The sequence below is a fragment of the Ralstonia soli genome (assembly GCF_023955655.1).
Classification (GTDB): domain Bacteria; phylum Pseudomonadota; class Gammaproteobacteria; order Burkholderiales; family Burkholderiaceae; genus Ralstonia; species Ralstonia soli.
The window spans coordinates 117,012-139,270 of record NZ_JAMXHT010000004.1; the positions used below are offsets into that span (position 1 = coordinate 117,012).

Consider the following 22,259-nt stretch of genomic DNA (forward strand, 5'->3'; position numbering starts at 1 on the left):
GTGGTGAGGTTTGGTGCAGGGCGGCCATTCTACAGCGCGTTGCGGTGCAGCATGCCGGCAGCCCTTATGGGAAACCCGATCAAGAAAAGTCAATCAGACGCGGCCGCGTCGTTGACCCTGCGCATCGGCATGGGTATATTACTGACCGGTCAGTTATTTACTGAGAGCGTGTCATGCCTGCCGTGCCAGCGATGAGATTGCCGTACCCGCATTCCGACTCCACCGGTTCCTCCGACACGCAGTCTCTGTCGCGCAGGCGCTCGTTGTCCGTAGCCGCATCGGCTGCCTTGCTGACCGGTGCCGCCTTGCTGGCCGGCTGCAGCAAGGAGCAGCCCAAGGCGCCCGACGTGCGGCCCGTGCGCACCATGACGGTCACCAGCGAGCAGGGTGCCGGCACGGCCGAGTTTTCCGGCGACGTCCGGCCGCGCATCGAGTCGCGCCTGGGCTTTCGCGTGCCGGGCAAGATCGTTGCCCGCCTGGTGGACGTCGGCGCGACGGTCAAGAAAGGCCAGATGCTCGCGCGCTTGGATCCGACCGATCTGGCCCTCGCGCAGCAATCGGCCCAGGCCCAGTTATCGGCCGCAAAGACCGACCGCGACCTCGCTGCCGCCGACCTCAAACGTTTTTCCGAGCTGTTTGCCAAGGGCTTCATCAGCGCAGCGGAACAGCAGCGCCATCAAGCCAACTACGACGCCGCACAGGCTCGTTACGAGCAGGCCGCGGCCGGCTATCGCAATCAATCCAACCAGGCGGGATATGCCACGCTCGAAGCCGACGCCGATGGCGTGGTGACGGGCGTCGATGCCGAAGTCGGGCAGGTGGTGTCCGCCGGCCAACCGGTCGTGCGCGTGGCGCAGACGGCCGAGAAGGAAGTCGTGGTCGGCATTCCCGAAGACCAAGTGGATACGCTGCGCAAATCGCCCGAGGTGAAGGTCAAGCTGTGGGCCGACCAATCGCGCAGCATTCCGGCCAAGGTGCGCGAGATTGCGCCGGCAGCTGATCCGCTCACGCGCACGTACACGGTGAAGATTTCGGTGCCGAACCCGCCGCCCGAACTGAAGCTGGGCATGACGGCCGTGGCCACATTCGTGCGCCCCGGCGGTGGCGCAGATAGCGGGGGTATGGGTGTACGCGTGCCGATCAGCGCGCTGCTGCAGGAGCAAGGCAAGACCGTGGTGTGGCTGTACGACGCCGCATCGCAGACGGTCAAGCCCGTGCCGGTGACGGTGGGTGCGCCGCGCGACAACGTGCTGCTGATCACCAGCGGGCTCCAGCCCGGCCAGACCATCGTGACCGCCGGCGTGCACCTGCTCAAGGCCGGCCAGAAGGTGATGCCGATGGCCCCGGCCGATCAACCGTCGGCCCAGTCTGCCATCACGCCGCGCCGCTAGGCTCCCTCGATAACTTCCGGCCTCAGCCCCAACACGCAAACCTTCGCGCGCATGGAACACTCTCGTTTCAACCTGTCACGCTGGGCGCTTGAACACCAACCGCTCACGCGCTTCCTGCTGGTGGCGCTGCTGCTCGGCGGCATCTTTGCGTACGCCAAGCTGGGTCAGGACGAAGACCCGCCTTTCACCTTCCGCGCGATGGTGGTGCAGGCCTTCTGGCCCGGTGCCACGGCCGAGCAGATGTCGCGCCAGGTGACCGACAAGATCGAGAAGGCGCTGCAGGAGGTGCCGTACGCGTGGAAGATCCGCAGCTATTCCAAGCCCGGCGAAACACTCGTCACCTTCCAACTCGCCGACACGTCGCCCTCCAAGGACACCCAGCAACTCTGGTACACCGTGCGCAAGAAGGTGGGCGACATCGCACCGACGTTGCCGCAGGGCGTGCGCGGCCCGTACTTCAATGACGACTTCGGCGATGTGTACGGCTCCATTTACGCGCTGTCGGCCGATGGCTTTACGTACCGCCAACTGAACGATTACGCCGACGCGATCCGCCAGCAATTGCTGCGCGTGCCCAACGTCGCCAAGGTCGAGCTGCTAGGCGATCAGGACGAGAAGATCTACATCGAGTTCCAGCAGGCGAAGCTCTCGCAGATGGGGCTGGACATCAACAGCATCGCCACGCAGATCGGCCAGCAGAACAACATCGGCCCCAGCGGGGTGCTGATCACGCCGACGGACAACGTGCAGATCCGCCTGTCGGGTCAGTTCTCCGACATCCGCGATCTCGAAAACCTCACGCTGCGCGGCCCCGGCGGCACGACCAACATCCGCCTGGGCGACATCGCCACCGTCAAGCACGGCTACGTCGACCCGCCGCACGCCAAGATGCGCTTCAACGGTAAGGAAGTCATCGGCGTGGCCATTTCGATGACGAAGGGCGGCGACATCATCCAGCTGGGCAAGGACCTGCGCGCCACGGTCGACAAGATCCGCGCGAAGCTGCCCGTGGGTGTTGAGATGGAGCAGGTGCAGAACCAGCCGAAGTCGGTGCAGAACTCGGTGGGGGAGTTCGTGCACGTGCTGATCGAGGCGGTGGTGATCGTGCTGGCGGTGAGCTTTCTCTCCCTCGGTCTGCACACCAAGCCCAAGTTGCGCATCGACGTGTGGCCGGGTCTGGTGGTGGGCCTGACGATTCCGCTGGTGCTGGCGGTGACGTTCCTGTTCATGAACATCTTCGACATCGGCCTGCACAAGATCTCGCTTGGCGCGCTGATCATTGCGCTCGGCCTGCTGGTGGACGACGCGATCATCGCGGTCGAAATGATGGTGCGCAAGCTGGAAGAGGGCTTCTCCAAGATGGAAGCCGCCACCTTTGCCTACAGCTCGACCGCCATGCCGATGCTGACCGGTACGCTCATCACCGCCACGGGGTTCCTGCCGGTGGGGCTGGCGCGCTCGACGGTGGGGGAATACACCTTCGGCATCTTTGCGGTGACGGCATTGGCGCTGGTGCTGTCGTGGTTTGCCGCGGTGGTGTTTGTGCCGTACCTGGGCTTTCTGTTGCTGCGCACGAAGTCGCACGCGGGTAACGGCGGGCATCACGAGCTGTTCGATACACCGTTCTACAACCGCTTCCGCGGCTGGGTGAACTGGTGCGTGGAATACCGCAAGACAGTGATCGTCGTGACGCTGGTGGCGTTCGGGCTGGGCGTGTTCGGCTTCAAGTACGTGGAGAAGCAGTTCTTCCCCGATTCCAGCCGCCCCGAGCTGCTCGTGGAACTGTGGCTGCCGGAAGGCTCGAGCTTCAATCAGACCGAGACCGAGGCCAAGCGCTTTGAAGCGCTGATGCGCAAGGAGCAGAACGTCGAAAGCGTGACGATGTTCATTGGCTCCGGCGCACCGCGTTTCTACCTGCCGCTGGATCAGATCCTGCCGCAGACCAATGTGGCGCAGGCCATCGTCATGCCCACCTCGCTGGAGGCGCGTGCGGGCGTGCGGCAACACATTCTCGGCCTGCTCAAATCGCAGTTCCCGCACCTGCGCGGCCGTGTGAAGCTGCTGCCCAATGGCCCGCCGGTGCAGTATCCGGTGCAGTTCCGCGTGATGGGCCCGGACATGGGCGGTGTGCGCAAGATTGCCGATCAGGTCAAGGCCATCATGGTCGCCAACCCGAACACGGTGGGCGTGAACGACAACTGGAACGAGAACGTCAAAGTGCTGCGCCTGGACATCGACCAAGACAAGGCGCGCGCGCTGGGCGTGTCGACGGGGTCGATCTCGCAGGTCACGCAGACGGTGCTCACTGGGGCGCCCATCGCCCAGTACCGCGACGGCGACAAGCTGCTCGACATCGTCATGCGCCCGCAGGCGGACGAACGCAACACGCTCGACGCGTTGCAGCGCGTGCAGGTGCCGACCAGCAGCGGTCGAACGGTCCCGCTTACGCAAGTGGCGCGTGTGGGCTTTGCATGGGAGCCCGGCGTGATCTGGCGCGAGAACCGCGACTACGGCATCACCGTGCAATCCGACGTGGTCGACGGTGTGCAAGGCCCGACGGTAACGGCGCAGATCAACCCGCTGCTCGACAAGATCCGCGCCGATCTGCCGCCGGACTACCAGATCAAGATTGCCGGCGCAGAAGAAGAGAGCGCCAACGCGGGGGCTTCGATTGCCGCGCAGATGCCGCTCTGCATCTTCATCATCTTCTTGCTGCTGATGCTCCAGTTGCACAGCTTCTCGCGCTCGGTGATGGTGTTCCTCACGGGGCCGCTGGGGTTGATTGGCGCGGCGACAACGTTGTTACTGCTGCGCGCGCCGATGGGCTTCGTGGCGCAGCTCGGCATTACCGCGCTGATCGGCATGATCATCCGCAACTCGGTCATTCTGGTGGATCAGATCGAGCAGGACGTGGCCGCAGGCGTGCCCACCTGGACGGCCATTGTCGAGGCAGCCGTGCGGCGCTTCCGTCCCATCATCCTGACGGCCGCCGCGGCTGTGCTGGCCATGATTCCGCTGTCGCGCAGCGTGTTCTGGGGGCCGATGGCTGCCGCCATCATGGGTGGGCTGATCGTGGCAACGGTCCTCACGTTGCTCTTCCTGCCGGCGTTGTATGCAGCGTGGTTCCGCGTCAAGCGGCCGGAGGCGCAAGCGGCTGTACCGATGGACTGACGGGGCGAGGCTGGGGACTCAAGCCCCAACGCCACCTCAAGCAGAGCGGGGGATGGAAACCCCCGAGCGACTGCGATATAATCGCGGGCTTCCTTTCCGGCGCCCCTTTCTCGGGGGCGCCGCGATCCATCCGGCGAGGGTGGCGAAATTGGTAGACGCACCAGGTTTAGGTCCTGACGCCAGCAATGGTGTAGGGGTTCGAGTCCCCTCCCTCGCACCACTTACCTCGTTCCGAGGTTTCCTCCGGCAGACGCACTCACGCGTCCGGCGTGCCCAGCGCTTTGTTGATCCGCAGCGCCACCAGCGTACCCACCACGCCTGAGAGCAGGTACAGGCTGACAGCGCCCAACCCGAACAGCGACGAGAGGCCCAGCGCCACCAGCGGTGCAAACGCGGCGCCAAACAGCCAGCCGAAGTCGGTCGTCAGCGCGGCACCGGTATAGCGGAAACGGCTCTCGAAGTTCGATGTCACCACGCCGGCAGCCTGGCCGTAGGACAGCCCCAGCAGCCCGAAACCCACCAGGATGAAGATGTCCTGTCCGGCGACACCGCCATCGAGCAGCCACGGCGCCGCCAGGCTGAAGATGCCGATCAGCACTGCCATGGCAGCCAACGTCGTGCGCCTGCCGATACGGTCTGCAATCCAGCCGGAGAGCAGCGTGCCGATGAACGCGATGACCGCACCGACGATCTCGACCGCCAATACGTCCGACACGCTTTGCGTCTTGCGCAGGGCCACCCACGACAGCGGAAACACCGTCACCAGATGGAACAGCGCATAGCTGGCCAGCGCTGCAAAGGCCCCCAGGAAGATGTTGAACCCCTGGGCATTCACCATCTGCAGGGTATTGATCGGCTCGAGCTCGCCTTCTTCCAGCAGTTGCGTGTATTCGTGCGTCACGACCAGACGCAGCCGCGCAAACAGGGCCACCACGTTGATGGCAAAGGCGACGTAGAACGGATAGCGCCAGCCCCATTCGATGAACTCCTGGAATGTCAGGCTCGAATAGAGGAACAGGAACAACGACCCCGCGATGATGAAGCCCGTGGGCGCGCCGAGTTGTCCGACCATGGCGTACCAGCCGCGCTTGTTCTCGGGTGCGTTCAGTGCCAGCAAGGAGGGCAGACCATCCCACGAACCCCCGAACGCGATGCCCTGCATGAAGCGGAACAGCGCCAGGAGATAGATGGCCGCATGGCCGATCGACGCGTACGACGGCAGGAACGCAATGCCAACGGTGGCCGTACCGAGCAGGAACAGCGATGCGGTCAGCTTGGTGCCGCGGCCCCATCGGCGCTGGATGCGCATGAACAGCGCCGTGCCGAACGGGCGCCCGATAAAGGCGAACGAGAAGATTGCAAAGCTGAACAGCAGCCCGGCCAGCTCGCTGGCGAAGGGAAAGTAGACGGTCGGGAAAACCAGCACCGAGGCGATGCCATAGACGAAGAAGTCGAAATACTCCGACGCTCGTCCAATCACCACACCTGTGGCGATCTCGGCTGGCGCGACTTCATGGTGTCCTGGGGCAGGGGGAGCAGAGGGAGAGGCGCGATGCTGGTGGGTCAGACTGGCCATCGTGGAGGCTCCATCGAAGGGTGGGTGTCGTACTGAACGCAAACTCGGCAAGCACAAGACCAAGAATAGCGCCTAAACTGCAACAGCAAATCGAAAGATCGCTGGGCGTCTCCCAGCGCGACGTTAATTAAACGCCACTTCCGAGACCATGCCACGCTTCGATGCAGCGGTGAAACGCTTCCGGACAACAGGAAGGACGCTTTTGAGAAGTGCCGCAATCGCCGTCCTGGTGACGCTTGCGGGATGTAGCAACGCGGTGCTTCTATCGCCGGCGGGCGACATGGCATTGCGACAGCGGAACCTGATCATCATCGCCACGTGCCTGATGCTGTTGATCATCGTTCCGGTGATCATTCTCACGCTGCTGTTTGCATGGCGATACCGAGAAAGCGCCAACAATGCCCATTACAACCCGGACTGGGACCATTCCACGGTGCTGGAACTGGCGATCTGGGCCGCGCCGCTGCTGATCATCATCACGCTGGGCGCCGTGACATGGGTCAGCACCCATCAGCTCGATCCGTATCGGCCGCTCACTCGGCTTGATGAAAGCCGGCCGGTCACCGCAGAGGTCAAGCCGTTGACCGTGGAAGTGGTGGCAATGGACTGGAAGTGGCTGTTTCTCTATCCCGAGCAAGGCATTGCCACCGTCAACGAACTGGCTGCGCCGGTGGATCGCCCGATCGAATTCCGGATCACGGCCACCACGGTCATGAACGCGTTCTTCGTGCCGTCGCTGGCGGGCATGGTGTATGCGATGCCCGCCATGGAAACCAAGCTGCATGCCGTCATCAACCGCGCCGGTGTGTATGACGGCCTCTCGTCCAACTACAGCGGCGCGGGCTTCTCGCACATGCGGTTCAAGTTCCACGGCCTGTCAAACGAAGATTTCGACCGCTGGGTCCAGCAGGTCAAGTCGTCGGGCTCGCCGCTGTCGAAAGACACCTACCTGAAGCTGGCCAAGCCCAGCGAAAGCGAGCCGGTCCAGCGCTATGCCAGCGTCGCGCCTGGCCTCTACGACCGCATCCTGAACCGCTGCGTGGACGGCCAGGCCTGTCTGGCGGACACCATGGCGAGCAACCGCAATCGAGGCAAGTTCGATCCGTCGGCGGAAATCTGTACCGCGAGCAACACGGCCGAGTCCATGCCGATGTTTGCGCCGGATGCTCCTGTCGGCGACGGTCGAAGGCTGTTGCAGTAGCGCACGGCTGCGCGCCCCGTTTTCGTTTTCTCGTCAACTCAGACCGGCCACAATTGGTCGATGCAGGCCCAGGTGACAACTATGCCCGAGCGCTCCGAACTCGCCAACATGATCTTTGGCCGTCTGTCGTGGGAGGCCATTCCATATCACGAGCCGATCCTGCTCGCCACCTTCGCGGTCGTCGCCATCGGCGGCCTTGCGGTGGTGGGAGCGCTGACGTACTACCGCCTCTGGGGCTATCTCTGGCGTGAGTGGTTTACCAGCATCGATCACAAGAAGATCGGCATCATGTACGTCGTGCTGGGTATCGTGATGCTGCTGCGCGGCTTTGCCGATGCGGTCATGATGCGGCTGCAGCAGGCGGTGGCGTTCGGCGACAACCTCGGGTATCTGCCGCCGCATCACTACGACCAGATCTTCACCGCGCACGGTGTGATCATGATCTTCTTCGTGGCCATGCCGCTGGTGACCGGCCTGATGAACTTTGTCATGCCACTGCAGATTGGGGCGCGCGACGTGGCATTCCCGTTCCTCAACAACTTCAGCTTCTGGATGACGACCGGTGGTGCCATCCTGGTGATGATGTCGCTGTTCGTGGGCGAATTCGCGCGTACCGGCTGGCTGGCCTATCCGCCATTGTCGGGCATCCTTTCCAGCCCCGACGTGGGGGTCGATTACTACATCTGGGCATTGCAGATCGCGGGGGTCGGCACCGTTCTATCCGGCATCAACTTGCTGGTGACCATTGTCAAGATGCGCGCGCCGGGCATGACGCTGATGCGCATGCCGATCTTCACCTGGACTGCGCTGTGCACCAACGCGCTGATCGTTGCCGCCTTTCCGGTGCTGACGGCCGCCGTGACGCTGCTGGCCCTGGACCGCTATGCCGGCACTCATTTCTTTACGGTCGAGCAGGGCGGCAGCGCAATGATGTATGTGAATCTGATCTGGATCTGGGGTCATCCCGAGGTCTACATCCTGGTGCTGCCGGTGTTCGGTGTCTTCTCGGAAGTGGTGGCAACGTACTCGCGCAAGCGTCTGTTCGGCTACGCGTCGATGGTGTATGCGACGGTCGTGATCACGGTGCTGTCGTACCTGGTCTGGCTGCATCACTTCTTCACGATGGGGTCGGGCGCCAGCGTCAACTCGTTCTTCGGGATCACAACGATGATCATTTCGATCCCGACCGGCGCGAAGATATTCAACTGGCTGTTCACGATGTACCACGGCAAGATCCGCTTCGAACCGCCCATGCTGTGGACCATCGGATTCATGGTCACGTTCGTCATCGGCGGGATGACGGGGGTGCTGCTGGCGGTGCCCCCCGCGGACTTCTCGTTGCACAACAGCCTGTTCCTGATTGCCCACTTCCATAACGTGATCATCGGTGGGGTGCTGTTCGGCCTCATGGCGGGCATCACGTACTGGTTCCCGAAGGCGTTCGGCTATCGGCTGGTGTCGTCGTGGGGGAAGGCATCGTTCTGGTTCTGGTTCATCGGCTTTTACTTTGCGTTCATGCCGCTGTACTGGTTGGGCATGCTTGGCGTGACCCGCCGGATGAGCCATTTCGACGATCCATCGTTGCAGATCTGGTTTCAGCTCGCGGCGTTTGGCGCGCTCCTGATCGCCATCGGCATCGGCTGCTTCCTGGTTCAACTGGTGGTGAGCTTCCTGCGCCGCGAGGAATTACGCGACACAACTGGCGACCCCTGGAACGGCCGCACGCTGGAGTGGTCGACCTCATCGCCCCCGCCGCAGTACAACTTTGCCCTCACGCCGCTTGTGCACGACTCCGATGCCTGGTGGCAGATGAAGCAATACGGCTACAAGCGGCCGCAGGAGGGCTTCGTTCCGATCCACATGCCGAAAGGCACCGCTGCGGGCATCGTGCTGGCAGGCTTGTCCACGCTGTGCGGCTTTGCGTTGATCTGGCACATCTGGTGGCTGGCCATCGCATCGTTCGTGGCCACGATCCTCTCGGCAATCATCCACACCTTCAACTACCAGCGCGATTACTACATCCCGGCAGAAGATGTGGTCCGGACCGAAGCATCGCGCACCCAACTGATGGCGGGCCATGGCTGATACGACCGTACCCCTGCATACGAACGGCACCACCGCGGCAGACGGTGTGCCGCCGGGTGGCTACCAGTTCCACGTCACGGGAGAGCATCACGTGCCCAACGGCACGCTGCTCGGGTTCTGGGTCTATCTGATGAGCGATTGTTTGATATTCGCTTGTCTGTTTGCGGCCTACGGAGTGCTGGGCCGCGAGTACGCGGGCGGACCCACCGGGGCGGAGCTGTTCGAACTGCCGCTGGTGGCGCTGAACACCTCGTTCCTGCTGCTGTCCTCCATTACGTACGGCTTTGCAATGCTGCAGATGCAGCAGAACAAGGTCGCTGCCATGCAGATCTGGCTGGCGATCACGTGGCTGTTCGGCGCAGCGTTTCTGACGGTGGAGCTCTACGAGTTCGCGCACCTGATACACGAGGGGGCGGGGCCGCAGCGCAGTGCATTCCTGACATCGTTCTTCTCGCTGGTCGGCACACACGGGCTGCACGTGACGTTCGGCCTGATCTGGCTGATCGTGCTGATGCTGCAGGTGTCGCAGCACGGGCTGATCACCGCCAACAAGCGCCGGCTGATGTGCCTGTCGATGTTCTGGCACTTTCTTGACGTCGTCTGGATCGGCGTCTTCACCTTCGTCTACCTGATGGGAACGCTGCCATGAGCGTGCATAACCAAACGATGAGCGGCCACGGCGATGGTCACGGCCACGACCATCATCATGAGGAAGACGTCCCGCACGCCACGCTGGGTGGCTACCTCACGGGTTTCGTGCTGTCGGTGTTCCTGACGGCCGTTCCGTTCTGGCTGGTGATGGGCAACGTGTTCGAAAAATCGTCGACGACGGCGGTGGCGATCCTGCTGATCGGCGCGGTGCAGATCGTGGTGCACATGATCTACTTCCTGCACATGAACGCCAAATCGGAGGGCGGCTGGAACATGCTGTCGCTGATGTTCACGCTGGTGCTGGTGGTCATCACGCTCAGCGGGTCGCTCTGGGTGATGTACCACCTGAACGCCAACATGATGCCGCACATGCGGCCGCCGGCGCAGCCGGCCCCCGTTGTCTTGCCGGCCCGAACGCAGTAGGAATGCGTGATGTGCGTGATTTGCCAGCGTGAAGCGCTGGGAGGCTGAACCGGTCAGGGCTTCATGTTCTCTTGTGCCGCCGCTTCAAGGTATTCCAGAAAGCGGCTCGCCACCGGCTCCGCATCGCCCGTGCGTCGCAATGACAGCACGGGCGATTCTTTTTTGCCTCCGGCCAGCAGCACAAAACTGACGCGTGCGTCCCCGGCGTGCTGCAGCGTCTTGGGCACCAGCGCCACGCCCATGCCGAACCCCACCATCGTGACCACGGTCTGCCACAGCCGCGCCTCGTGGCGGATCACCGGGCTGAAACCGGCATCCACGCACAGCGCGATGATCAGGTCGTGATAGTGCGGCGATACAGTGCGCGGAAAGAGGATGAACGGCTCCTGTGCGAGCGCTCCGAGTTCGAGGCGCTTGCGGCGGGCCAGCGCGTGGCTGGCGGGCAGGCAGGCGACGAAGGGCTCGGTGAAGATCGGCGTGGAAACGACTTCTGCCGGGAAGGTGCCCCAGTACGCGCAGCCCAGGTCGATCTGCTGGCGCTGGAGGGCCTGGACCTGCTCGCCGGTATTCATCTCGCGCAGGATGATTTCCACCGAGGGGTGATCGGCCTCGAAGCGCTCCACCGCGCGCGGCAGGCCGCGATACAGCATCGAATTGATGAAGCCCACCCGCAGCCGGCCGGCCAGCCCGTGCGCAGAGCGCTGCGTGACGCGTTCGACCTCGGCGGCTTGCTGCAGCAGCTTGCGGGCCTCGTCCAACAGCACCTGGCCAGCGTTGGTGAGCGCCACGCTCTTGTTGGTGCGCGCCAGCAGTTGCACGCCCAGTTGCTCCTCGAATTTGCGGATATCGAAGCTCAGCGCCGGCTGCGAGATGAACAGCCGCTGCGCCGCGCGCCCGAAATGCAGCTCTTCCGCCACGGCAACGAAATAGCGCAACTGCTTGAGGTCCATGGCCGTCGAGCTCAACGATAAGAATTGTTTATCGTACAGGACAAAACCTGTATTGGACGATTATCGATGACGTTCCTATGCTGGCCGGACAAAACAGGAGACAGCGAGGCCACCCGCATGAACGACATCGCCCGCGAGCCATTGATCGGCCACGAGAACATCCCCGACAGCCGGGGCATCAACTTCTTCCATGTCGATCCGGATCTCGGGCGCCTGCTGTGGCTGTACCTGGGCGACGCGCAATACCGCGAGGTGGAACCACAGCTCAAGTCGCTTGGTCTGCGCGCTTCAGACGAACTCGACGCCTGGGCCATCAGTGCCGACCACAACCCACCGCAACTGCGCCACCGCACCCGCCGCGGCGAGGCTCTGCAGAGCATCGATAAGCACCCCGACTACGTCGCACTCGAACGCGTGGCCTATACCGATCTGGGGCTTGCATCGATGAGCCACGTGGGCAACGCGCCGCCGCCGCTGGTCAAATACGCGCTCACGTATCTGTTCGTGCAAGCCGAGTTCGGCCTGTGCTGCCCGGTCAGCATGACGGATTCGCTCACGCGCACGCTGCGCAAGTTCGGCGATCCGGCACTGGTGGCGCGCTATCTGCCGAAGCTGGCCTCGCGCGACTTTGATGAGCTGTACCAGGGCGCGATGTTCATGACCGAGCAGGCCGCCGGTTCGGACGTTGCACGCATCGCCACGCGCGCCGCGCTGGAGACCGCGCCCGATGGCACGCAAGCGTGGCGACTGTACGGCGACAAATGGTTCTGCTCCAACGCCGACGCCGACCTCGCCATGGTGCTCGCGCGCCCGGACGGTGCGCCCTCGGGCATCAACGGCCTGGCGCTGTTCCTGCTGCCCAAGACGCTGCAGGACGGCTCGCGCAACCACTACCGCATCATCCGCCTGAAGGACAAGCTCGGCACCCGCTCCATGGCCAGCGGCGAGATCACGCTCGAAGGTGCCACCGCCTACCTGATTGGTGAGATCGGCCGGGGCTTTCACCAGATGGCCGACATGATCAACATGTCGCGCCTGTCGAACGGCGTGCGTGCGGCTGGCTTGATGCGCCGCGCCACCACCGAGGCACTGCACATCGCGCGCAACCGCGAAGCCTTCGGCCGCAAGCTGATCGACATGCCGCTGATGCAGCGTCAGCTTCTGAAGATGCTGCTGCCGACCGAGCAGGCGCGCTCGATGTTCATGCAGATTGCGCAACTGCTGCCGCTGGCCGATGCCGGCAACGAGCAGGCAGCCAAGTGCGTGCGCATCCTGACGCCGCTCATCAAGTTCCGCGCCTGCCGCGATGCGCGCCGCGTGACCGGCGATGCGATGGAAGTGCGCGGCGGCACCGGCTACATCGAGGAGTGGAGCGACGCGCGACTCGTGCGTGACGCACATCTCGGCTCGATCTGGGAAGGCACGAGCAACATCGTTGCGCTCGACATCGCCCGCGCGGTGAAGCGCGAAGGCGCACTGCAGCCGCTGCGCGCGCATCTCGTCGGCCTGCTCGATGGCGTCACCCTGCCGGCGCAGAGCGATGCGCTGCTGCGCGCCACGCTTGATCGCGTCTGCCGCACGATCGCCAAGGTTGCCGAAGGCGGTAACGACCAGCTGGTGCGTCAGGCCGGTTCCGCGCTGTACCACATCACCACGGCGATCTTCATGGCGGTGGAGGGCGTGCGCCTAGCGCCGGATCATCGCCGCCTGGCGCTCGCGCATCTGGTGCTGCGTCACAAGCTGCTGCCGGTCGATCCGCTGGCCTTGCCCGAGGCCGACGATGCGTTGCTGTTCGATGCGCTCGTCAAGCAGCGTGAGGTGCCGTTCGCGCTGGCCATGCAGGCGTTGCCGGCTGGGGATGCGCAATGAGTACCGTCAACGGCGCGCTGCATGGCCTGAAGGTCATCGACCTGAGCCGCGTGCTCGGCGGCCCGTACTGCACGCAGGCACTGGCCGATCACGGCGCACAGGTCATCAAGCTCGAACCACCCGTTGGCGACGAGACCCGCACCTGGGGCCCACCGTTCGATGAGAGCGATACGGCGTGGTACTTCAACGGCGTCAATCGCAACAAGCTCGGCATCTCGGTCGATCTGTCTTGTGACGAGGGCCGCGCGGTGCTCTGGCAATTGCTGGAAGACGCCGATGTGCTGGTTGAGAACTTCAAGCCCGGTACGCTCGCCCGTTGGGGCATGGATTTCGAGCGCGATCTGCTACCGCGCTTTCCACGCCTCATCCACTGTGCTGTGTCCGGCTTTGGCCCCGATGGGCCGTTGGGCGGGTTGCCCGGCTACGACGCCGCCATCCAGGCCATGGCCGGTCTGATGAGCGTCAATGGCGAGCGTGACGGCGGCCCCATGCGTGTAGGCCTGCCGATCGTCGACTTGGTGACGGGGCTCAACGCGCTGGCCGGCATCCTGCTGGCGCTGGCGGAGCGCGAAAAGAGCGGGCACGGACAATCGATCGACATTGCGCTGTACGACTGCGGGGTGTCGTTGCTGCATCCGCATCTGCCGAACTACTTTGGTTCCGGCAAGGTGCCGCAGCGCAGCGGTAATGCGCATCCAAACATCACGCCGTATGACAGCTACCAGACCGGCACCGCGCCGATCTTCCTGGCCGTGGGCAACGACCGCCAGTTCGCCAAGCTGTGCGCGCACATCGGCGTGCCCGAACTGGTGGAAGAAGCGCGCTTTGCCGACAACCGCAGCCGCTGCGCGCATCGCCCGGAACTCAAGCAGGCGCTGGAGGCGCAACTGGCGCGCTTTGATTGCGAAACGCTCGCGCAAGACCTGATCCGTGGCGGCGTGCCGTGCGGGCCGGTGCAGAGCGTCGACGTGGTGGCGCGCCACCCACATACGCTGCATCGGCAGATGGTAGTCGAGCTGGGGGAGTACCGCGGTACCGGCTCGCCGATCAAGCTGTCGCGCACCCCGGCTACGTATCGCAATGCGCCGCCTGCGCTCGGTGCCGATACCGATGCCGTGCTCACGTCGCTGGGCATTGATGCGGAAACCCGGCAGCGCCTGTTCGAGGCGGGTGTTCTGAAATGAACTGAAGCGGCATCACCACAACAAGGCAGACGGCCCGACAGAGACCGCGCCAAACCGGCAGTACCACCAAGGAGACCGACATGCCTCATCAGCCTGCGCCCCACGCCGCGAACCTGCAGCCGCGCCGAGCCGCCGTTGCCGCGTTCATCGGCACCACCATCGAGTGGTACGACTTCTACATCTACGGCCTTGCCGCCGCGCTGGTCTTCGGCAAGGTGTTCTTCTCCAAGACGCTGGACCCGGGCATCGCCACGCTGCTGTCGTTCGTCACGCTGTGGGCAGGCTTTGCCGCGCGGCCCATCGGCGGGATCATCTTCGGGCATCTGGGCGACAAGATCGGCCGCAAGACCACGCTCATCATCACGCTGATCCTGATGGGCCTGGCGACGATGGGCATTGGCCTGCTGCCGAGCTATGCGCAGATCGGTATGTGGGCACCGGTGGGATTGGTGGTGCTGCGCGTGATCCAGGGCGTGGCCGTGGGCGGCGAGTGGGGCGGCGCGGTGCTGATTGCCAGCGAGAGCGCGCCTAAGCGCAAGAGCATCCTGTACTCCGCGTTTGCGCAGCAGGGGTCGCCCACGGGCAACCTGCTGGCGACGCTGGTGTTCTTCGCGCTGAGCGTGTTGCCGACGCCGCAGTTCATGCTGTGGGGCTGGCGCGTGCCCTTCCTGCTGTCGGCGTTGCTGGTGATCGTGGGCATGGTCATCCGCCTGAAGCTGGAAGAATCTGACGACATGAAGCGCGTGCTGGCGCAGAAGAAGACCGTCAAGCTGCCGCTCAAGGACGTGGTGCGTGACCACTGGGGCCTGGTGCTGCTGGGCGCGGGCACGCTGCCGCTCATCCACGTGACGTACCTGAAGAGCAACTTCGCGCTGGCGTGGGCCACGAAGGAGCTCGGCTACGCGCAGGACACCTTCCTCGGCATCATCGCGATTGCGCTGGTGGTGCAGTTCATCACGCAGCCGCTGGGCGCGTGGCTGGTCTCGCGCATGGACATGCGCCGCGCCATCTGCCTGATGGTGCTACCGGAGTTCCTGCTGATGCCGGTGATGTTCTATGCCATCGAGACCAAGGTGGTCTGGATTGCGTTGCTCGGCATGTGCCTGGCGACGATTCCGCACTCGATGTTCTACGGCGCCATCGGCGGCATCTTGGCGCGGGTGTTCCCGACGCGCATCCGCTATACAGGGCTGTCGCTGGCATATCAGCTGTGTTCGCTGGTGGTAGGCGGGGGCACGCCCGTGTTTGCTCAGTGGATGCTGAACAGCACGGGCAACATCGTTGGCGTGGCAGTGTCGTCGGCGCTGTATGCGCTGGTGTCGCTGGCATGCACGCTGGTGCTGCTCAACCGCACGGGCTATCGCGCAGACGAGCTGTCCTCCGCAGAACGCGCCGATGCAATGGACCTCGGTCAGGGTGATGCCGATGCCACTCGCCCGAACGCCGCGCCTGTTGGCAAACCTGTCGCCGCTGCCTGAGCGACCACGTCCTACACGAAACGTGCGGTGGCACAGTTGCCGCACGTTCCCTACGATGACAGGGCAAGCGATACGAAACCGTCCGCAGACAAACGGGGAAGCCTGCCATGTCCATCTTTGACGAGAACGAGCACCGCGAGGCTTTCTGGGAAACGGTTCGCCAGGCGATCGAGGCGCGTGAACGCGTGGATGAAGCGCGTCGTGCCGGCCAGTTGACTGGGCTGGTCATTGGCCTGTCGGTGGCAGCGTTGGCTGTCGCGCTCATGGCATGGCGGCACCGGTCTGCCGACGATGTCGCGTAGGCTCGTCTTGTGAAGCCGAACATCTGTATCGGATCGCGATGTGCGAGGAGGGCGGCGGTACAATTCGCCGCTTCTTTCTCAGGTGTTTCATGCCACGCGGCCTCGTTCTCGCCACGCCTCAGCTCACGTCGGACGGCACGCCGTTTTCCGCCCAATACGACGACGTCTATCACAGCACCGAAGGCGGCCTTGCGCAGGCGCAGCACGTCTTCCTGGGCGGCAACGGGCTGCCCAGCGCATGGCAAGGCAAGGGCGCCTTCACGATCGTCGAGACCGGCTTCGGCCAGGGGCTGAACTTCCTGGCGACGTGGGCCGCATGGCGCGATGATCCGCAACGTTGCGCACGACTCGACTTCGTCTCCATCGAGAAGCATCCGTTCGATTGCGAAGGCCTGGCCGTCGTGCATCCGAAAGACGGGGCCCTTGCGCCGCTGGCTGAACTGCTGCGGCAGGCGTGGCCGGTGCCCGTGCCAGGGGTGCATCGTCTCGTTTTCGACGGCGGCAGCGTCACGCTCACATTGCTCTTCGGCGATGCGATGGAGGTGCTGCCGCAGTTGTCCTGTGCGGCAGACGCGTTTTATCTGGACGGCTTTTCGCCCTCCAAGAATCCGGATCTCTGGCAGCCCCGCGTTTTCAAGCAACTCGCGCGCGTTGCCCGTGCCGGGAGCACGCTGGCGACCTATACCGCGGCAGGTTTTGTGCGACGCGGCTTGCAGGAGGTGGGCTTCGAGACGCGCAAGGCGCCGGGGTTCGGTGCCAAGCGCGACATGACCGTCGCGCAGTTCCCGACGCACTGGCGCACGCGGCGCGGCCCGGTTCAAGCGCCGGTCTGGAGCGAGCGCCATGCCATCGTGCTAGGCGCTGGGCTGGCCGGGTGTTCCCTTGCGGAACGACTCGCGTCGCGCGGCTGGCGCATCACGCTCATCGATGCAAACGATGGCCCGGCCCGAGGTACGTCTGCCCACCGGGCAGCGGCCATGCATCCGCATGTCTCCATCGACGACAGCGTGCTCTCGCGTCTTTCGCGCGCCGGCAACCTGCTCGCACGCCGGCATTGGGATGCGCTCGACCGTGCGGGCTTTGCGACGGGCTTCCAGCGCACTGGCGTTCTGCAGCTCGCCGAACATGCCGACGATGCCACGTTGCAGCAGCGCATCGTCGAGGCGCTCGGTTATCCCGCCAGCTATATCGATTGGCTCACTGCCGATCAGGCTGCCGCGCGCGTCGGTGCAAGCGTGCCGCAGGGCGGCTGGTGGTTTGCACAGGCCGGGTGGGTGGCTCCGCCCGATATTTGCCGCGCCAATCTCGCTGCAGCAGATGCCGCAATTGACGCGCGCTGGAACACGCACGTGGCATTGCTGCGGCACGAGGCCGATCACTGGCAGGCGCTGGATGCCCAGGGGGAGGTGATTGCGAGTGCGCCCGTCGTCGTCCTCGCCAACAGCCTGGAAGCGGCACGTCTGGCGCCGTTGACCATGGCGTTGCTCAAGCCGGTGCGAGGTCAACTGACGGATGTTCCGATCGCCTGTCTTGAGCCTGGGGTGGCGTGGCCCAGGGCCGTAGTCTGCGGTGATGGCTATCTGCTTCCCGCCGAGCCGGGCGCACAAACCGTGCGTACGGGGTCCTCCTTCCAACCGGGCGAGTGCGACCTGGCCGAGCGCGCCGCTGATCACGCGGCCAATCTTCGGCGGCTGGCCGGGTTGCAGCCCCAGCAATTGGGTGCGCTGGCGCGTCTTGATCCCGCGCAGTTGCGTGGGTATGTCGGCGTGCGCTGTGTGTCCGCCAACCGCCTGCCCCTGATTGGCCCGCTAGTGGATGAGGCGGCGGCCACGGCCCCCGGTTTTCGGCTGCGCGGGCCGCATGCGCAACTGCCGCGCATGGCCGGGCTGTATGCCGCACTTGCATATGGTTCGCGTGGCCTCACATGGTCGGTCCTGGGCGCGGAACTGCTGGCTGCGCAGATTGACGGTGGCCCGCTGCCACTGGAGGCGGACTTGGCGGCGGCCCTGGACCCTGGGCGCTTCGTTCTGCGCGCGTTGCAGCATGGACGCGGACAGGGGGCGAGCGCCGCACTCGCGCACAGCGAGACTGCGGATACGCCGGATTAACGCGCCGTTTGAAGGGTTTTCCAAGCGTTCTGGCCCAAAAATTCAGGGCCGGGAAGCGTTCCATGCCATAATATGCGTTTTGCGTTTGCCAGCCCGAACGCGTCCGTTGCGCCGCTGAAGTGTCCCCTGAGCGGCCCACGCGTCGCATCCGCGCAAGCCCGGCAAGACCAAGAACTTTGAACCACGGCTGCTGCTGGCGCTGCGCCGTTCGACGCAACTTTCATCTGATTCTGGAATTACGACCATGTCGACTATCGAAAACCTCGGCAAGCTTGATCGCAAAGTGACCCTGGCTGTCCCGAAGGCCGAAGTGGAGCAAGAGAAGCAAAGCCGTCTGGCCCGTCTGTCCAAGACCGTCAAGATGTCGGGCTTCCGTCCGGGCAAGGTCCCGATGAAGATGGTCGAGAAGCAATACGGCCAACAAGTCGAATTCGAAGTGCGCTACGACAAGGCAGCCCGCCAGTTCTTCGACATCACGAATGAGCAAGGTGTGAAGGTTGCCGGCCAACCGCGCTTCGAGCTGAAGACCGAAGGCGTGGCGGACGACCAAGTCGCATTCGACGCCACCTTCGAGGTGTATCCGGAAGTCAAGCTGGGCGATCTGGCCGGCGCGGAACTGACGCGCACCAAGACCGAGATCACCGACGCTGAAATCGACAAGACCCTCGACATCCTGCGCAAGCAACGTGTGCACTATCACACGCGTGGCGAAGCCGGCGAGCACGGTGATGGCGGCGCGGCTGTCGCGCAAAACGGCGACCGCGTGACTGTTGACTTCGTCGGCACGATCGACGGCGTCGAATTCGCTGGTGGGAAGGCCGAGGGCTTCACGTTCGTGCTGGGCGAAGGCCGCATGCTGCCCGAGTTCGAGCAAGCCACGCTCGGCCTGAAGCAGGGTGAATCGAAGAAATTCCCGCTGGCGTTCCCCGAGGACTATCACGGCAAGGACGTGGCCGGTAAGACGGCTGAGTTCACCGTCACGCTCAAGCAAGTTGAGTGGGCGCACCTGCCGGAAGTCAACGAAGCCTTCGCACAGTCGCTGGGCATCGCCGACGGCAACCTCGACAAGATGCGCGCCGACATCCGCGAAAACCTCGAGCGTGAAGTCAAGCGTCGTACGCACGCGCTGCTCAAGGACCAAGTCATGGAAGCGCTGCTGAAGGTGGCAGAGCTGGACGTGCCGAAGTCGCTGGTCGAACAAGACCAAGAGCGCCTGGTGGAAATGGCCCGTCGTGACCTCGAGGCGCGCGGCATGCCGAACGCCAAGAACATGCCGATCCCGGCCGAGATGTTCACGCAACAAGCTGAGCGCCGCGTGAAGCTGGGTCTGGTGCTGGCTGAAGTCGTGAAGGCCAACAACCTGGAAGCCAAGCCGGAACAGATCAAGGCCGAGATCGAAGAGTTCGCCAAGAGCTACGAAGATCCGAAGGAAGTCATCCGCTGGTACTACGGCGACCAACAGCGCCTGGCTGAAATGGAAGCCTACGTGCTCGAAAACAACGTGGTAAATTTTGTGTGCGACAAGGCCAAGGTCACTGACAAGGCTGTGTCGTTCGAAGAGTTGACCGCCACCCCGGCGCAAGGCTGATTCGATCGATCCACGCACCGGAGAACCGCATGATCCGCAATGAACTGATCGACCAACTCGCTCGCACCCAGGCTTCTGCGCTCGAAACGCAAGGGCTTGGACTGGTGCCGATGGTGGTCGAGCAGTCGGGCCGCGGCGAACGCGCCTACGACATCTACTCGCGCCTGCTCAAGGAGCGCGTGATCTTCATGGTGGGCGAGGTCAACGACCAGACTGCCAACCTCGTGGTGGCACAGCTGCTGTTCCTGGAAAGCGAGAACCCCGACAAGGACATCTCGCTGTACATCAACTCGCCGGGCGGCTCGGTCTCGTCCGGTCTGGCGATGTACGACACGATGCAGTTCATCAAGCCGGATGTGTCGACGCTGTGCATGGGCATGGCAGCCAGCATGGGCGCGTTCCTGCTGGCCGCCGGTGCGAAAGGCAAGCGTCTGGCGCTGCCGAACTCGCGGATCATGATCCACCAACCGTTGGGCGGCGCGCGTGGCCAAGCCTCTGACATCGAGATCCAGGCGCGCGAAATCCTGTACCTGCGCGAGCGCCTGAATACGGTGCTCTCGGAGGCAACCGGCCAGCCGGTCGACAAGATCGCCCGCGACACGGACCGCGACAACTTCATGAGCAGCGAACAGGCCAAGGAATACGGTCTGATCGATCAGGTCATCAGCAAGCGGTAAAACGCGGATGTGCGCGATAGCCGGTGCGCCCTGCGGCACACTGGTGGGGCGCGCAAAGCATGTCAAGCGGTGTCAAAAACGAGGCTTCGCGCCTCGTTTTTGCTTTGTACAACACCAGCGGATCGTCGCCAGATAATTTGGCGTATGATGCTGCCAAGAACTACTGGTAATCGTTATGGCGGACAAGAAAGGCTCGACTGGCGAAAAGCTGCTGTACTGCTCGTTCTGCGGCAAGAGCCAGCATGAGGTCAAGAAACTGATTGCCGGCCCCTCGGTCTTCATCTGCGATGAATGCATCGACCTGTGCAACGAGATCATCCGGGACGAAGCCGCCATCTCCGAAAAGGAGGGTGGTCTGGCCGTCAAGTCCGACCTTCCCACCCCGCATGAGATTCGCCAAAGCCTCGACCAATATGTCATTGGTCAGGAGCAGGCCAAGAAGATTCTGGCGGTCGCGGTCTACAACCATTACAAGCGCTTGAAGCACCTCGGCAAGAAGGATGATGTCGAGCTGTCCAAGAGCAACATCCTGCTCATTGGGCCGACCGGCTCGGGCAAGACGCTGCTTGCCCAAACGCTCGCACGTCTGCTGAATGTGCCGTTCGTCATCGCTGATGCCACCACGCTGACCGAAGCAGGCTACGTCGGCGAGGATGTCGAAAACATCATCCAGAAGCTGCTGCAGAACTGCAATTACGAAGTGGACAAGGCCCAGCGCGGCATCGTCTACATCGATGAAATCGACAAGATTTCGCGCAAGTCTGATAACCCTTCCATCACCCGGGACGTTTCGGGCGAAGGTGTGCAGCAGGCGCTGCTCAAGCTGATCGAAGGCACGATGGCATCGGTGCCTCCGCAGGGCGGCCGCAAGCATCCGAACCAGGACTTCCTTCAGGTCGATACCACCAACATCCTGTTCATCTGCGGCGGCGCGTTCGACGGTCTCGAAAAGATCATCATGCAGCGCTCGGACAAGACCGGCATCGGCTTCGGCGCAGAGGTGCAGAGCAAGGAAGAGCGCGACGTCAGCGAAGTGCTGCCGCAGGTGGAGCCGGAAGACCTCATCAAGTTCGGTCTGATTCCCGAGCTGATCGGCCGTCTGCCCGTGGTGGCGACGCTGGCCAAGCTCGACGAGGCTGCGCTGATGGAGATTCTGGTCGAGCCCAAGAACGCGATCGTCAAGCAGTATCAAAAACTGCTGGCAATGGAAGGGGTGGAGCTGGAAATCCGTCCGAGCGCGCTGACGGCAATCGCCCGCAAGGCGATCAAGCGCAAGACGGGGGCGCGCGGCCTGCGTTCCATCGTTGAGCACGCTTTGATGGATGTGATGTACGACCTTCCCAACCACAAGGGTGTGCAGAAGGTGGTGATCGATGAAAGCACGATCGCTGGCGACGGCAAGCCCTTGCTGATTTACGAAGAGCAACCCAAGGTTGCAGGTTCCAACTGACGCGAATGCCCGGCCGGGATGCGCCGTATGCGTCCCATGCAGGAAGCCGTTCGCTCGCGAGCGGCTTTTTTTGCTTCGGGAAACCGGGCCGGCATGCGACTTGCAGCAGCGGTCTTGTAAAACCGCCGCTGCGCCCAATTTAGCCCTTACATGAC

At 63.6% G+C, this 22,259-nt stretch carries 16 protein-coding genes and 1 tRNA gene; 15 read left to right on the top strand and 2 right to left on the bottom strand.

Annotated elements, in window-relative coordinates:
- The first annotated feature begins 182 nt into the window (after positions 1 to 182).
- From NG900_RS10810 to NG900_RS10820, 3 genes are all read left to right on the top strand, one after another.
- Positions 183 to 1,391, top strand: a complete 1,209-nt coding sequence (locus NG900_RS10810; protein ID WP_252680886.1) for an efflux RND transporter periplasmic adaptor subunit — start codon at positions 183 to 185, stop codon at positions 1,389 to 1,391.
- Between the two features lie 51 nt (positions 1,392 to 1,442).
- Complete coding sequence (locus NG900_RS10815; RefSeq protein ID WP_252680012.1) at positions 1,443 to 4,562, top strand: efflux RND transporter permease subunit; 3,120 nt, start codon at positions 1,443 to 1,445, stop codon at positions 4,560 to 4,562.
- Positions 4,563 to 4,695: 133 nt separating this feature from the next.
- Positions 4,696 to 4,782, top strand: a tRNA-Leu gene (locus NG900_RS10820).
- 36 nt (positions 4,783 to 4,818) lie between these two features.
- On the opposite strand, the gene NG900_RS10825 is transcribed toward NG900_RS10820, so the two are convergent.
- Positions 4,819 to 6,138, bottom strand: a complete 1,320-nt coding sequence (locus NG900_RS10825; RefSeq protein WP_252680014.1) for an MFS transporter — start codon at positions 6,136 to 6,138, stop codon at positions 4,819 to 4,821.
- A gap of 148 nt (positions 6,139 to 6,286) precedes the next feature.
- On the opposite strand from NG900_RS10825, the gene cyoA reads away from it, so the two are divergent.
- The 4 genes from cyoA (at position 6,287) to cyoD (ending at position 10,498) form a co-directional block, all read left to right on the top strand.
- The gene (cyoA, locus tag NG900_RS10830; RefSeq protein ID WP_252680016.1) at positions 6,287 to 7,339 is read left to right on the top strand and encodes a ubiquinol oxidase subunit II; all 1,053 of its coding nucleotides are present in this window, start codon (positions 6,287 to 6,289) and stop codon (positions 7,337 to 7,339) included.
- Between the two features lie 81 nt (positions 7,340 to 7,420).
- Entirely contained in the window at positions 7,421 to 9,424 is a 2,004-nt protein-coding gene (cyoB, locus tag NG900_RS10835; RefSeq protein WP_252680018.1) for a cytochrome o ubiquinol oxidase subunit I, read from the top strand.
- On the top strand, positions 9,417 to 10,073 hold the full coding sequence (gene cyoC / locus NG900_RS10840; protein WP_252680020.1) for a cytochrome o ubiquinol oxidase subunit III: 657 nt from the start codon (positions 9,417 to 9,419) through the stop codon (positions 10,071 to 10,073). Before cyoB ends, cyoC begins: the two co-directional genes overlap by 8 nt.
- Complete coding sequence (cyoD, locus tag NG900_RS10845; RefSeq protein WP_252680022.1) at positions 10,070 to 10,498, top strand: cytochrome o ubiquinol oxidase subunit IV; 429 nt, start codon at positions 10,070 to 10,072, stop codon at positions 10,496 to 10,498. The genes cyoC and cyoD overlap by 4 nt, the downstream gene beginning before the upstream one ends.
- A 53-nt stretch (positions 10,499 to 10,551) precedes the next feature.
- On the opposite strand, the gene NG900_RS10850 is transcribed toward cyoD, so the two are convergent.
- A complete protein-coding gene (locus tag NG900_RS10850) occupies positions 10,552 to 11,448 on the bottom strand; it encodes a LysR family transcriptional regulator (RefSeq protein ID WP_252680024.1) in 897 nt (298 codons plus the stop codon).
- 117 nt (positions 11,449 to 11,565) lie between these two features.
- On the opposite strand from NG900_RS10850, the gene NG900_RS10855 reads away from it, so the two are divergent.
- From NG900_RS10855 to clpX, 8 genes are all read left to right on the top strand, one after another.
- Positions 11,566 to 13,317 carry an acyl-CoA dehydrogenase family protein gene (locus NG900_RS10855; RefSeq protein ID WP_252680026.1) on the top strand — a complete coding sequence of 584 codons (1,752 nt, stop codon included), beginning with the start codon at positions 11,566 to 11,568 and terminating at the stop codon, positions 13,315 to 13,317.
- Positions 13,314 to 14,501, top strand: a complete 1,188-nt coding sequence (locus tag NG900_RS10860) for a CaiB/BaiF CoA transferase family protein (RefSeq protein ID WP_252680028.1) — start codon at positions 13,314 to 13,316, stop codon at positions 14,499 to 14,501. The genes NG900_RS10855 and NG900_RS10860 overlap by 4 nt, the downstream gene beginning before the upstream one ends.
- 80 nt (positions 14,502 to 14,581) lie before the next feature.
- On the top strand, positions 14,582 to 15,979 hold the full coding sequence (locus NG900_RS10865; protein ID WP_252680029.1) for an MFS transporter: 1,398 nt from the start codon (positions 14,582 to 14,584) through the stop codon (positions 15,977 to 15,979).
- Between the two features lie 107 nt (positions 15,980 to 16,086).
- Entirely contained in the window at positions 16,087 to 16,281 is a 195-nt protein-coding gene (locus tag NG900_RS10870) for a hypothetical protein (protein WP_252680030.1), read from the top strand.
- Between the two features lie 89 nt (positions 16,282 to 16,370).
- Positions 16,371 to 18,389 (top strand): bifunctional tRNA (5-methylaminomethyl-2-thiouridine)(34)-methyltransferase MnmC2/FAD-dependent 5-carboxymethylaminomethyl-2-thiouridine(34) oxidoreductase MnmC1, encoded by a 2,019-nt coding sequence (mnmC, locus tag NG900_RS10875; RefSeq protein WP_252680032.1) that lies wholly within the window; start codon positions 16,371 to 16,373, stop codon positions 18,387 to 18,389.
- Between the two features lie 244 nt (positions 18,390 to 18,633).
- Positions 18,634 to 19,977, top strand: a complete 1,344-nt coding sequence (gene tig, locus NG900_RS10880; protein WP_252680034.1) for a trigger factor — start codon at positions 18,634 to 18,636, stop codon at positions 19,975 to 19,977.
- A 29-nt stretch (positions 19,978 to 20,006) separates the two neighbouring features.
- Positions 20,007 to 20,654 (top strand): ATP-dependent Clp endopeptidase proteolytic subunit ClpP, encoded by a 648-nt coding sequence (clpP, locus tag NG900_RS10885; protein WP_021194574.1) that lies wholly within the window; start codon positions 20,007 to 20,009, stop codon positions 20,652 to 20,654.
- Between the two features lie 175 nt (positions 20,655 to 20,829).
- On the top strand, positions 20,830 to 22,104 hold the full coding sequence (gene clpX, locus NG900_RS10890; protein ID WP_252680036.1) for an ATP-dependent Clp protease ATP-binding subunit ClpX: 1,275 nt from the start codon (positions 20,830 to 20,832) through the stop codon (positions 22,102 to 22,104).
- The last annotated feature ends 155 nt before the right edge of the window (positions 22,105 to 22,259 follow it).